Raw genomic sequence first — 12,549 nt, 5'->3', positions numbered from 1 at the left:
CGATCTTTGATCATGTTCTTATTTTAGCACGTTTATGACTAGCGAGAAAATAAGCAGTCGAACCCCGTTACTATCTGGGAACCCGAAAATGTAAAGTAAGACGGTAACTAATCAGTAACATCACGATGAAGTAAATTGCGCCCGAAAGCATTGGTGCAAAAGCCACAAAATGACCGGTATTCGATTGGTTCCCCATACCAACAATAAAGAGTAAGAAATCACCTATCCAGGTCATTTTTAAGCTAGTTTGATCATTTAACATCACCAGCACTGCCAAAAGCACAAATAGAACAATTGGGGCGCCAACAATGATTGCCCGTTGCATCCGCCGGCTGAACAAGCCTAAACACGATCCGATGACCATCCCGGTAACCATGATGCAAGCAATAAAAAGTATCGTAATGATAAACACTGAGACCGCATTGGCAGCCGCTGAATTGAAATAGTGCCCATATAACACGCTAAAGGTCATCACCGGGTTCTTTTTGGCGTTAATGAATCGATGGTAGAAAATGCCATACAGCACGTTAATAACCTCACCCACTACCAGAATAATGGTCAAGGCGTATAGTTTGCTGAAGAAATAAGTTTTTCGGCCAATCCCATTTTGAATAAATAATTTGAACCCATCATAACTGATCCCGCCAAACACGAAGAGATAAAAGCTTAGAATCATGGCTGGCAATAACTGAGGCAAGTAGTTGCTTATGTCATAAATGTTGATTCTCCCTAGAAGCAGCGAAATCAAGAAGGGCAGTATGACAACTACCGCGACTGACCACAAATAAACCCAGCCGAATGATTTAAAATAATTTTTAAGCTGATACGAAAAGGCCGCTTTAATTCTCAACGGTTGCCACCTCCTGATTAGTTAAATAAATGAATAGCCGCTGTAAATCGATATGACTGATTGAAACAGTGTCCGGTATCGGCCGATCGTTATTCAGCTCACCGTAAATGTAGTGGACCATCAGATTGCCCAACGCCTCATGGCCGATAATATTCAAACCTTTCGTATAAGCTTCAACATCCACGGTTGGCCCAGTCACAGCAAAGCCCTTATTCAATACCGCTTCAGTAGACCCATTAATAATGATCTGATGGCCCTGCAAGACCCAGACGCGTTCGATTAAGCTACTGGCTTCTTCTATCAAATGCGTGGAGATAATAAAACTGCGCGGCCGTTTAGCATAGCTATCCAGCAAATCATCGTAGAATAAGCGGCGATGATTGGCGTCCAGCCCAAGCGTTGGTTCATCTAAGAAAACGTAGTCAACATCAACCGCCAAGGCAATAATCAGTTTCATGATTGAACGTGATCCAGTAGACAGTTTACTGAAACGGGTATTAACATTTAGCCCAAACTGTTTTGTCAATGTTTGAGTCAGTGCCATATCCATTCCCTGATAGAGCTGAGCCGTTAATTTAAAGATCTCCTTCACCCGCATCCTTGAGGGATACAGGTTTGCTTCACTCATGAGGTAGATTCGGTTAAGCAGCTCATCATTGTTGGTTACCGTTTGACCGCCAATCGTGACTTCTCCACTACTTGACGGAATTCGATTAGTAATGATGTTGAATAACGTGCTTTTACCAGCACCGTTTCGGCCTAATAGACCGTAGATTGTTTCCGGTTCGATAGTCAGATCAATATTGTTCAGAACTTGCTGCTTGGCAAACGATTTACTGACGTGCTTAATTATAATTGGCTTAGATTTAGCCATTTTTGAACCCCCTTTTTATCATTTCAAGAATGGTTGTTTCGGGTAACGTTAATTTTTTTGCTTCTTTGACCAGGTTAATCACGTAGTCGTCGTAGAATTCCGCCTGCCTTTTTTCCCGGATTTTTGCGTGGGCACCCGCTGCTACAAACATCCCCAAGCCACGCCTCTTTTCCAAAAAATGATGAGTGACCAGAATGTTCATCCCTTTAAGAACCGTGGCCGGATTAATGTGAAATTGTTTAGAAATTTCCGTTGTAGAAGGCACTTGCGTCCCCTCTTCAAAGCTGTTCGTAAAAATGGCTTCTTCAATCTGCTCCGCAACCTGTAGGTACAGCGGTTCAGTACTATTAAAGTCAAACTGCATGATCCACCATCCAATCCTTCCTTTCACCGTTAACCACTTATTTATCGATTGTGAGCTTTGGCAACACAATGTGGTCGTATAGCCGAACGGTTATAATGTAATAAATCATATACAAGACAAAGAAAATTGTAAATGGTAACCAAATCTGATAATACGGATTCAGCATTAATACCTTAAACATCTGAAGCCCAAAAAGGACGTGGACAATTCCAACGATTGCGGGCAATGCAAACAAAACCAAAATCTCACGAGCAATCGAACCTCGAAGCTGTGACTGCCGGGCACCAACCTTATTTAACATCTCATAACGCCGTTTATCGCTGGCAGCCCCGCTGAGGATCTTAAACATCAGGCAACTAGCAAGCATGGCTAGAAAAGCGATTCCTAAAAAGAAACCCATAAATTCAAGACCACCGAATAACACCGTGCCGAGAACAAAAGTACCATAGGTCCCCGGAATCGTTTCAACTGCAGGGCTTCCCATACTAGCAACGATTCGTTTTAACCTAGTTTTTTCTGCCTGCAAATTTTTAACCCTGAATAGCGTTAACCGCTGGGATTGACCCGGAACCTTGTTAAAGACAGTTCGCGAAACAAGCCGGAAAGTCTTTTGAGGCGCATTCGGCTGCAGCACCATCAATTTTTCTGGATGCTGCTTTAATTGGGTACTGGTAAGGCTCCGGTATTTCGGTGATGCTAAACGATTTCTTCTATTTGAATCCAATAGCGGTTTAAAACCAGTAAACTGCACCGGCTGTTTTTTGAGTTGGTCAGCACGGTAATAGATCACCTTATTGGTCTCCTTTTGCTGATAAGTGACCTTGGTATCTAATGCTAACTGATCGATCAGTTGACTAGTTTTTCGCGATGGATTCTTGATTGCCATGGTATAAGGGCTGCTGGCAGTTGATAAAGCTGTTACTTGCCGCTGCATACCAATGCCAACAGTAATTGCTCCCAATGAAAGAGCAATCAGGATTGAAACTACCGATAAAATTTTGGTATAGTTATGAATCCGAAAGCTAAGCTGTGATAACGTAAAGGCGTTTAACCCGCGGTTACTCCAACCTGAGCGCTTGAGTAGTAGTATCAGCCAAACAAAAATGGCGTTGAATAAGAAATAAGTCCCCAGTACAATGGTCACTAACCCAATTGGTATAGCGCTTAGCGCAAATTTTTGAATGTGACTCATGGCATAGTAACCAAGCGTAAGCAATGCAATGCCGATGCCAACCTGAGCTAGCTGACTGATGGGTTTCAACACGGTCCTGTTTGGCTGACTGTCACCTTTCAACAACTGCATTACTGACGTCTTCGTTAACGCAAACCGGTTGATCACCCCAGCAATTAGAAACAAAACGAGATACAGTGCAATGGTAATCAAAACCGCTGGTAAATAAAAAGCGTTGAAATGCTGTAATTTGGTACCAATCATTCGGCTCATTAAAAACGGACCAACAGTAGCAGTGAGCCCCCAGCCTACCAACGTACCAATCACACTAGCAATGGTACCAATCACCATCGTTTCTACTAATATCAGCTGGCCAATTTTAGATTGCTTCGCACCAAGCATCATGAATAAGCCGTAGTCATGACGACGCATACTCATTAAAAATGAATTGGCGTAAAAAACATAAACAAGCGTAATGATGGTCAAGAGAATGGCACCAAATAAGAAGATGAAGCCGGCACCAGTAATCTGTCGTGCGTTGGCTTTAATAAAGGCTTTATTAGTCGCCAATGATTCAAACATATAAAATATCGCGCTGGACATGATCAAACCAAAAAACAGCACAATGTAATCTTTTAGCCGGCTTTTAATACCGGCAAATTCAAGTCTGTTTAACATATGGCTGTCCTCCCCTAATCAAATGTGCCAAGCGTATCAAGAATAGCTTGGTAGAATTGCTGTTGGGATTGGCTCCCTCTTCTAATTTCCTGACTAATTTTGCCATCTTTAATAAACAAGATGCGTTGGCAATAGCTGGCAGAAAACGGATCGTGCGTCACCAGTAAAATTGGCACTTGTTGATCGTGATTCACGGCTGACAGCATCTCTAATAGATCCCGAGCGCTGTTTGAATCAAGAGCGCCAGTAGGTTCATCGCCGAAAAGAATGGCTGGATGAGAGACCAGTGCCCGTGCTGCGGCAACTCGCTGCTTTTGTCCGCCAGAGATTTCAGTTGGATATTTTTCTAAAATCGTTTCTATATTTAATTGCTTCGCAACCCGTTGAACTTCAGGCTGCGCTTTTTTTCGACTGATATTTTGTAATGAGAGTGGCAACGCAATGTTTTCATAGTTCGTTAGATTCTCTAGCAGGTTAAAATCCTGAAAAATAAAGCCTACCTGCTTGGCCCGAAAATCAGCAATTTGGTTACCCTTTAAATTGGCTAAAACCTGCTGGTTAATTTCGACTTCACCCGACGTCGGCTCATCTAACGTTGCTAGAATATTAAGTAATGTCGTTTTGCCTGACCCTGAGGCACCCATGATGCCGACAAATTCATCCGCGGTTACATCAAAGCTGATGCCCTTCAATGCCTCATACTGCTTCTCACCTGTCCTGCCATAGGTTTTGTGTAAGTCTCGTACCGAGACAACTGGGTTTAGTGTCATGATTCCCCTCCATTGATCCATAATGATAACCATTCGTTATTTGGTTAGTTACTCATGTAGCTAACTATAAAGGTGAGACGATGGTTTGTCAATTGGAAATTTTTTGGGGGTTAGAAAATGTGAAGCTATTCCGTTTACCTAGCCTAAACGCGTAAAAAGAGACAGCCCCCGGCCGTATAACAGAAATAACCCTACCACCCAAGTTCGGGGTGATAGGGTTATTTCTGTTATACTCTGGGGGCTAAACGTCCCTTTTTAAGCTCTCTTACTTATAACTCTTAGCTGGCAATACGGCACCTTTATAGTGGTTATAGATCCACTTTTGTGTACTCTTTGATTGCAATGCCTTCATCAATTTCTTGATAGCTGGCTTCTTTTGGTCACCCTTCCGCACGGCAACAATGTTGACGTATGGAGACGATGACTTTTCAGTTGCGATAGCTTGCTTCAATGGATTCAAGCCTGCTTGAACAGCGTAGTTAGCGTTAATGAAGTCCACGTCGCCTTCACCGTTCTTGTAGATACTTGGCATCAATTTTGGTTCATAACTGTGCTTGAACTTCAAATGACGAGGGTTTGACGTAATGTCTGAGAAGTTTGCGGTGGTAATATCAATACCCTTCTTAACCTTGATCAACCCAGCATCCTGCAAAATCGTCAAGATACGGCCGTAGTCAGGGGTGTTAGAACTTGCTAAAATGGTTGACCCATCCTTGACATCTTTTAAGTTCTTAACTTTCTTTGAGTAAGCTGAAATTGGTTCCAAGTGAACACCACCGGCACTGACCAACGTACCATGGTTAGCTTTGTTCCATTGGTTTAAGAATGGTGTGTGCTGGAAGTAATTAGCATCCAATTCCTTACTTGCTAAGGCTTTATTAGGCATAACGTAATCTTGGAAAACCTTGATCTTTAAGTTAACGCCTTCCTTTTTCAGTTGAGGCTGAACGTGCTTCAAGATTTGTGCGTGAGGCACGGCCGAAGCACCCACCGTAATCGTAGTGGTTTTTGGCTTACTTGAACTGTTACCGCAAGCGGCTAATAGTATGGTCGTTGCAGCAATTCCTAAAATACCTAGAATCCGTTTCGAAGTCTTCATGAACAATTCCTCCCAAAATGTAGAATAATAAGTTTTTATAAGGTCCGCTTATCAATCCGGCGAACCAGGAAATCCCCAATAAATTGAAATGCAAAAACGATAACCACAATGATAACCGTTGCAACCAGCACGATGGTGTTATTGTTTGCCTGGAAACCATCAATGTAGGCCAAGTTCCCTAAGCCACCGGCACCGATAGCACCAGCCATTGCGGTATAGCCAATCAATGAGATGGTCGTCACCGTTGCACCTGATACCAATGCCGGCATACTCTCTGGCAGTAATACTTTGTAGACAATCTGCCAGCTGCTAGCTCCCATCGCTTCAGCGGCTTCAATAACGCCACGATCGATTTCGTGGAATGCTAATTCAACCATCCGGGCGTAAAACGGCGCTGCTGAAACAATCAGCGATGGCAGCGCGGCAACCGGACCAATGATGGTTCCCACCAAGTTCTTGGTGATTGGCAAAAGCAACATAATCAAAATGATGAACGGAATTGACCGAAAGACGTTAACCAGGAAGGAAACGACAGCGTTAAGCACTTTGACCCAAATACTTTGACTAGCCGTTGTCTCAAATAATAGCAAACCTAATAAAACTCCTAAGATTGCAACGGCAATCATCGAAACCACTGTCATCCAAATGGTCTCCCAAGTTGCAGCGCCCATGTTGGCCCAATCAACCGTTTTAAACGCAAAGTACGATCCGTTAGTCACGGTGAATCACCTCCGTTTCCACGCGCATTTTCTTCAGCAGCTCCAAGGCGCCATCCATACTTTCTTTCTCACCAGTGATCTGCAAGTAAAGTGAACCAATGGACCCTTCCTGCGTTTGGTGGATACTGCCCTCAATGATGCTGACTTGCAGTTTTGGAAACCGGTGAATCATTTCAGAAACAATCGGTAATTTGGCTTGGTCGCCATGAAAGACCAGCTGAACAATGGTCCCTTCCGGATAACTCTTGATCAAGTCTTCCACGATACTGTTCGTATCGGTCAACGCTGGATCGACTTCTTCACTGACAAAGCGCTTAGTAATCTCTTGTTTCGGGTTCCGGAAGACGTTGAAGACCGTGCCTTGTTCAACGACCTTACCATCATCCATAACTGCCACGTGATCGCAAATTTTACGAATGGCGTGCATTTCATGCGTAATGAGTACAATGCTCAAATTCATTTTCTTGTTGATCTCCAGCAGCAGATCCAAAACCTCATCCGTCGTTTGGGGGTCCAAAGCACTGGTAGCTTCATCGGAAATCAGGATTTCTGGATCGTTAGCCAAAGCTCTGGCAACCCCAACCCGTTGCTTTTGACCACCTGATAATTCGGACGGGTAAGAATGCTCACGACCGGTCAACCCAACTAGGTCAACTAAATGCTGCGCTTTTTCCTGCCGTTTCTTGCGTGATACTCCTGCCACTTCCAATGGGAACATGATGTTTTGAATCACTGTCCGTGACCAAAGTAAGTTGAAATGCTGAAAGATCATGCCGATCTTTTGCCGTTTTCTTCTTAACTCCGTTCCTGAAAGTGCCGTGATTTTATCACCGTTAATATCAATCTCACCGCTGGTTGGGGTTTCAAGACCATTTAACATCCGTGTCAAGGTACTTTTCCCAGCACCGGAATAACCAACAATGCCATATATTTCACCGTCATCAATGTTTAAATTAACATCGGAAACAGCGGTCAAATCGCCATCTTTAGTGGTGAATGTTTTTGTCACGTCTTTAAATTCAATCACTGCGGTTACCTCCTTTATCCAAATAAAAAAGCCTCGTCCCAACTTAAATCAAATGATTTAAGTAAGGGCGAAGCTTATCGCGTACCACCTTATATTCGTTACTGCCTCACAGCAATAACCTCAACGAGTCCGAAGACTCAACGGGATAGTGGCCGTTAACCAGTCACGGCTTACTCAAGTTCACCGTAACCTCTTTGTGCAAAACCATCTTCAGTGTTTCGTGCCGATCCCTTTTCACCACTTGGGACTCTCTTAGCGTCCACTCAACGCTTACTCATTCTGCCGATCTCTTATTCAATTAAGTCAATGACAAAAGTATAGTCATCTCAATGAGAGCTGTCAAGGAAAAATGTCATTGAAATTTCAGAATCTAATCAAACTGCAATTAGGCTTCCTTAATATCAACGAGCCAAGCGTCAGCTTCTTCTTCACTATTTAAGCTGTCAAAGTCGTTAGCTAACTGTGGGTTCACAGCAACAACTTCACCGCTGACAGGACTGTCAATGTCCGAGACGGCTTTTTCAGCTTCAACGCTAATCAATGTCTTGCCCTTCGTCACTTTGTCGCCAACACTTGGTAGGTGAGCAAACTTAATGGTACCTAATTCATCTTGACCAGCTTTCGTTAACCCAAGACGAGTCTTGCCATCCATTACTTTTGTCCAGAAATAAGTTGCTTCTTCACTCATACTTTCACCTCATACCAATTATTTTGACTCTATTCAAAGTCCTCGTTACGACTAAACATGTAACTCTTATTATGATAACGCATCGACATGATTAAGCCAATACCTATCATATTCCCAATCAGCGCGGACCCACCTTGGCTGACGAATGGTAAAGGAATCCCTGTCAGTGGCAGCAAGCCAATATTCATCCCAATATTTTCAAAGGTATGAAATAAAATCATCATGATAACACCGGTTGAAATATAGGCATAAAATACGTTTTTGGTATCAAATGTCACTCGGATCATTTGGTAGATCAACATGAAATAGAGCAAAATCAAAATTAAACTGCCAATAAAACCGAAGTTTTCACCAATAACCGAAAAGATCATATCGGATTCACGCACCGGAACGTATACCTTAGAAACATCGAAACCAGTTCCGAAAATACCACCAGAGCCAATGGCCTTCATACTTTGCCATAGTTGATAACCCTGATCAGAGGTGTTACTTGCCGGGTTCAGCCAAGTATCGATTCGTGAAAACTGATACGATGCAAAACCTAAATGTTCCAGTATCGTCCGCCCAGTAGTGGTGGCGACCAGCATTAACGCCCCGCCGCCAACACCTGCCAAAGCAGCTGCCACCGGAACAATAATCCGCCAAGTGATTCCCGCGACTAGTGCAACACCTGCCACAATTGCAAAGAACACCAACATCGTCCCAAAGTCATTTTGGAGCCGAAGTAATACGGCTACTGGCAGCAGCCAAGCCACCATTTTACCCAATAATAGCCAATCCGAATGCGTAGTATGCTCATAATATTTATGATTATGGTCACTGGCAACTCGTGCCAGCATTAAGATGAAGGCTGGTTTCATCACCTCTGAAGGTTGGAAAGTCAATGGTCCAATAGCGAACCACGATTTAGCACCGGTAGAAGCCGCGTAGGAACGGCTGTAAAATACCAGCACAGCCGTCAGCAGAAAAATTCCCAGCCAATACGCCAAGGGTGCTACTTTCCACAACTGTTCTGAATCAAACTGCATAATAATGACCACGGCAATCGTTCCGATAACGTACCATGCAACCTGCGACACCATGACAGTCATCACGTTGGTTGCACCGGAATCATGAGTTGCCGCGACATAAATCGACGCAAGGCCGATCAATGCCAGCATCAGAACGCAAAAAATAACGCCATAGTCGATTCGCGATTCTGAATCATCTTCGCGACGTTCATTCATTGCATCATATCCTCCTCTCACTCACGCGTTTATTATAGACGGCTTCAACACCATCCTGATAAAAATTTGCTATCCTTAACCGTTTTTTTAGGTCTCAAATATCAAGTGAGAAGATTAATGATGTAGATTATAGGTTTGAATCAAGTACTCAATAGCTTCGTCCTGTGTTTTAACTTTGACCGGGCGATCAGAACCAACTTGAGCCTCAAAAGAGCCGTTTTCCAGTGGCATTACGGTCCCGATTACTTCTTTATTAATGGACAGTTGTAACCCATCAACGCCTTTAACCGTGACATCGTCGATTGCCACACCGACTGGTTGTTTCTTTTTAGACATGGGGAACTCCTTTTACAATTTTATTTTAAATTCATCTCTTTTAGATAGGCCATTTCAGCTTGTTTGTTGCGCTTTAAACTGAAATGATCTGGGACAGGATCATAGCCGCCGTGCACAAACGGATTACAGCGAAGTATCCGTGCTGCACCCATTAAAGTTCCTTTAATGGCACCGTGTTTCTGCAGTGCTTTTAAAGTGTAGGCTGAACAGGTTGGTGAATAACGGCAAGTTGGCGGAAATAACGGTGAAATAAAGCGCTGATAGCCGCGCACAAGCATCATCAATAACCTTTTCAAAGCGACTCCTATCTACGACCATGCTTCTTGGTGGTCGCTGCGTTCATGTGTTCCAATAAAATACCGGCACCCTTGGCTACGTTATCTAGTGGGTTTTCTGAAATTACAACCGGAACCTTCAACTGTTCGATCAAGAGCTTATCAACACCGTGAAGTAAAGCACCCCCACCGGTAAGCATAATGCCGCGGTCGATAATATCAGCGGCCAACTCTGGTGGAACAACTTCCAGCACGTCTTTAGCAGCCTTGACAATTTGATCCATGACACTGCTGATTGCAGGATAAATATCCTTAGATGTCACTTCGATTGACCGTGGCATACCAGAAACGGAATCACGACCACGAACTTCCAAAGATTCGTTGTGATCATCATCCGGATATGCTGAACCGATCTTGATCTTAATAGATTCGGCGGTTCGTTCACCAACCTGTAAATTATGCTGAGTCTTTAAGAAATTAATAATGTTAGCGTTTAACTCATCACCGGCAATTCGAATTGACTTGCTGGCCACAATGTCACCAAGTGACAAGACGGCAATGTCACTCGTCCCGCCACCAATGTCGATAACCATGTTGCCTTGCGGCTTGAAAATATCCATTCCGGCACCAACGGCAGCAACCTTTGGTTCTTCTTCCAAATAAACTTTGCCGCCGCCGGACTTTTCAGCAGCCTGTATAATAGCACGGCGCTCAATTTCAGTAATATTGGTAGGTGCACAGATCATAATGTTCGGCTTTGCCATAAAGCCCTTTACACTTAATTTACTAATAAAATATGACAGCATGCTTTCAGTGACGTCAAAGTCAGAGATCACACCATCCTTTAATGGCCGGATTGCCCGAATGTTGCTTGGGGTACGTCCCACCATCCGGTAGGCTTCTGAGCCTACTGCTAGTACTTGATTTGACTTTGTATCAACCGCCACAACTGAGGGCTCGTTTAAAACGATTCCCTTGCCAACCGCGTAAATCAAAACGTTGGCGGTACCAAGGTCAATACCAATATCTTTTGCCATCCTATCGAATTCCTCCTGAACTTATTATCTCAACCGTTAATTATAGCATATCCATACTAAGATGGGGTAAGCGAAAAAAGTTCGGAACAGACTCGCCGTTCCGAACTCTCCGCGTTGAATTAATCATTCGTTTTAGTCTTTAGAATAACTTCTTCTTGTTCCGGTACACTAACCCGTTCAATTTCTGCACCTAACGCTCTTAGCTTTAAGTGGAAATTATAGTAACCACGATCAAGATACTTCAAATTAGTCACCTGTGTATAACCGTTAGCAACTAAGCCGGCAAGTACCAATGCAGCTGCGGCCCGTAAATCAGAAGCCGCTACTTCCGCGCCGTTAAACTGGGTTGGTCCGTACAGGGCAACCGTCCGGCCTTCGACTTTAAACTTGGCGTTCATCCGTCGAAGTTCTTCCAAGTGCATGAACCGATTTTCAAAAACCGTTTCGGTTAACGTACTCGTACCATCAGCACAGAGATGAAGGACGGTCATCTGGGGCTGCATATCCGTTGGAAAGCCGGGGTGCGGTAAGGTTTTAACGTTAGTTGGCTTCAAGGTTTCGGGGCCAATGACGCGAACGCCATCATCTTCAATCAAAACCGTGACACCCATCTCTTCAAGTTTAGAAATCAACGGCTTATTATGCTCAGCAATCGCATTCTTAACTAACACATTACCATGAGTTAAGGCGGCTGCTACCATAAAGGTCCCCGCTTCGATTCGGTCCTGTACAACGTAGTGTTCAGTTCCGTGCATGCTGGTAACGCCTTCTACCCGAATCGTTTCGGTGCCGGCACCACGGACTTTAGCACCCATTTTATTCAAAACATTGGCCAAATCCACAATTTCTGGTTCGCGAGCAACATTTTCAATCGTTGTCGTTCCCTCAGCTAACGTAGCAGCCATCATAATGTTTTGGGTTGCACCGACACTTGGGAAATCAAGGTAAATGTTCGCGCCAACCAGCCGCTCAGCAGTGGCTTCAATGTAGCCATCATGCTGATCAATAGTGGCCCCTAGCGCTTCAAAGCCCTTCAGATGCAAGTCAACTGGCCGCGTTCCAATAGCACAGCCACCAGGCATCGCAACTTTTGCATGACCGTAGCGCGCCAATAGCGGCCCCATCACTACGATTGAAGCACGCATTTTAGAAACATACTCAAAGGGTGCTTGAGTTGACAATTTTTTAGCAGCATTTAAACGAATCGTATTTGTTTCTTCATCAAAATCCACGTCCAAGTTCAAAAACTTTAATACCTTATTCATGGTATAGACGTCGGATAGAATCGGAACGTTTGTGAGGACCATATCATCATGTTCAGCCAAGATCGATGCTGCTAAAATCGGCAACACAGCATTCTTTGCGCCTTCAATGTGAACAGTCCCAGATAGTTCGCGGCCGCCATGTACAATAATCTTTTCCAAAAAAATTCCCT

14 protein-coding genes are annotated in these 12,549 nt (G+C 43.8%); all 14 read right to left on the bottom strand.

The window, feature by feature from the left end:
• Positions 1 to 70: 70 nt before the first annotated feature.
• The 14 genes from JUE95_RS05465 to murA all read right to left on the bottom strand — a co-directional run bounded on the left by JUE95_RS05465 (position 71) and on the right by murA (position 12,538).
• Complete coding sequence (locus tag JUE95_RS05465; protein ID WP_203649779.1) at positions 71 to 850, bottom strand: hypothetical protein; 780 nt, start codon at positions 848 to 850, stop codon at positions 71 to 73.
• Positions 840 to 1,724 carry an ABC transporter ATP-binding protein gene (locus JUE95_RS05460; RefSeq protein WP_203649777.1) on the bottom strand — a complete coding sequence of 295 codons (885 nt, stop codon included), beginning with the start codon at positions 1,722 to 1,724 and terminating at the stop codon, positions 840 to 842. The genes JUE95_RS05465 and JUE95_RS05460 overlap by 11 nt, the downstream gene beginning before the upstream one ends.
• Positions 1,717 to 2,088 carry a GntR family transcriptional regulator gene (locus JUE95_RS05455; RefSeq protein WP_203649776.1) on the bottom strand — a complete coding sequence of 124 codons (372 nt, stop codon included), beginning with the start codon at positions 2,086 to 2,088 and terminating at the stop codon, positions 1,717 to 1,719. Before JUE95_RS05455 ends, JUE95_RS05460 begins: the two co-directional genes overlap by 8 nt.
• Positions 2,089 to 2,125: 37 nt before the next feature.
• Entirely contained in the window at positions 2,126 to 3,937 is a 1,812-nt protein-coding gene (locus JUE95_RS05450; RefSeq protein ID WP_203649774.1) for an FtsX-like permease family protein, read from the bottom strand.
• Positions 3,938 to 3,951: 14 nt separating this feature from the next.
• Positions 3,952 to 4,707: an ABC transporter ATP-binding protein gene (locus JUE95_RS05445; protein ID WP_203649772.1), complete on the bottom strand. Its 756-nt coding sequence runs from the start codon at positions 4,705 to 4,707 to the stop codon at positions 3,952 to 3,954.
• Positions 4,708 to 4,972: 265 nt separating this feature from the next.
• A complete protein-coding gene (locus JUE95_RS05440; protein WP_203649770.1) occupies positions 4,973 to 5,806 on the bottom strand; it encodes a MetQ/NlpA family ABC transporter substrate-binding protein in 834 nt (277 codons plus the stop codon).
• Positions 5,807 to 5,841: 35 nt separating this feature from the next.
• Positions 5,842 to 6,477, bottom strand: a complete 636-nt coding sequence (locus JUE95_RS05435) for a methionine ABC transporter permease (protein WP_203649840.1) — start codon at positions 6,475 to 6,477, stop codon at positions 5,842 to 5,844.
• A gap of 40 nt (positions 6,478 to 6,517) precedes the next feature.
• Entirely contained in the window at positions 6,518 to 7,552 is a 1,035-nt protein-coding gene (locus tag JUE95_RS05430; protein ID WP_203649769.1) for a methionine ABC transporter ATP-binding protein, read from the bottom strand.
• A gap of 385 nt (positions 7,553 to 7,937) precedes the next feature.
• On the bottom strand, positions 7,938 to 8,240 hold the full coding sequence (locus JUE95_RS05425) for a glycine cleavage system H family protein (RefSeq protein WP_203649767.1): 303 nt from the start codon (positions 8,238 to 8,240) through the stop codon (positions 7,938 to 7,940).
• A gap of 29 nt (positions 8,241 to 8,269) precedes the next feature.
• Positions 8,270 to 9,466: an FtsW/RodA/SpoVE family cell cycle protein gene (locus JUE95_RS05420; protein ID WP_203649765.1), complete on the bottom strand. Its 1,197-nt coding sequence runs from the start codon at positions 9,464 to 9,466 to the stop codon at positions 8,270 to 8,272.
• A 114-nt stretch (positions 9,467 to 9,580) separates the two neighbouring features.
• Positions 9,581 to 9,802 (bottom strand): DUF2969 domain-containing protein, encoded by a 222-nt coding sequence (locus JUE95_RS05415; protein WP_203649763.1) that lies wholly within the window; start codon positions 9,800 to 9,802, stop codon positions 9,581 to 9,583.
• A gap of 20 nt (positions 9,803 to 9,822) precedes the next feature.
• A complete protein-coding gene (yidD, locus tag JUE95_RS05410) occupies positions 9,823 to 10,083 on the bottom strand; it encodes a membrane protein insertion efficiency factor YidD (RefSeq protein ID WP_373305666.1) in 261 nt (86 codons plus the stop codon).
• A 23-nt stretch (positions 10,084 to 10,106) separates the two neighbouring features.
• Positions 10,107 to 11,114: a rod shape-determining protein gene (locus JUE95_RS05405; RefSeq protein ID WP_203649760.1), complete on the bottom strand. Its 1,008-nt coding sequence runs from the start codon at positions 11,112 to 11,114 to the stop codon at positions 10,107 to 10,109.
• A 119-nt stretch (positions 11,115 to 11,233) separates the two neighbouring features.
• On the bottom strand, positions 11,234 to 12,538 hold the full coding sequence (murA, locus tag JUE95_RS05400; RefSeq protein WP_203649758.1) for a UDP-N-acetylglucosamine 1-carboxyvinyltransferase: 1,305 nt from the start codon (positions 12,536 to 12,538) through the stop codon (positions 11,234 to 11,236).
• Positions 12,539 to 12,549 lie beyond the last annotated feature (11 nt).

The organism is Secundilactobacillus yichangensis (assembly GCF_016861565.1).
GTDB lineage: Bacteria > Bacillota > Bacilli > Lactobacillales > Lactobacillaceae > Secundilactobacillus > Secundilactobacillus yichangensis.
Note: the sequence above shows the minus strand (reverse complement) of the source record. Positions and strands in the feature narration are given on the sequence as shown.

Excerpts from the sequence above, each read along its gene's own strand:
- JUE95_RS05415 (WP_203649763.1), bottom strand. The coding sequence starts at position 9,802 with ATGTCTAAAAAGAAACAACCAGTCGGTGTGGCAATCGACGATGTCACG.
- JUE95_RS05440 (WP_203649770.1), bottom strand. The coding sequence starts at position 5,806 with ATGAAGACTTCGAAACGGATTCTAGGTATTTTAGGAATTGCTGCAACG.
- JUE95_RS05435 (WP_203649840.1), bottom strand. The coding sequence starts at position 6,477 with ATGGGCGCTGCAACTTGGGAGACCATTTGGATGACAGTGGTTTCGATG.
- JUE95_RS05425 (WP_203649767.1), bottom strand. The coding sequence starts at position 8,240 with ATGAGTGAAGAAGCAACTTATTTCTGGACAAAAGTAATGGATGGCAAG.
- JUE95_RS05450 (WP_203649774.1), bottom strand. The coding sequence starts at position 3,937 with ATGTTAAACAGACTTGAATTTGCCGGTATTAAAAGCCGGCTAAAAGAT.
- JUE95_RS05405 (WP_203649760.1), bottom strand. The coding sequence starts at position 11,114 with ATGGCAAAAGATATTGGTATTGACCTTGGTACCGCCAACGTTTTGATT.
- JUE95_RS05455 (WP_203649776.1), bottom strand. The coding sequence starts at position 2,088 with ATGCAGTTTGACTTTAATAGTACTGAACCGCTGTACCTACAGGTTGCG.
- yidD (WP_373305666.1), bottom strand. The coding sequence starts at position 10,083 with ATGATGCTTGTGCGCGGCTATCAGCGCTTTATTTCACCGTTATTTCCG.
- JUE95_RS05445 (WP_203649772.1), bottom strand. The coding sequence starts at position 4,707 with ATGACACTAAACCCAGTTGTCTCGGTACGAGACTTACACAAAACCTAT.
- JUE95_RS05420 (WP_203649765.1), bottom strand. The coding sequence starts at position 9,466 with ATGAATGAACGTCGCGAAGATGATTCAGAATCGCGAATCGACTATGGC.
- JUE95_RS05460 (WP_203649777.1), bottom strand. The coding sequence starts at position 1,724 with ATGGCTAAATCTAAGCCAATTATAATTAAGCACGTCAGTAAATCGTTT.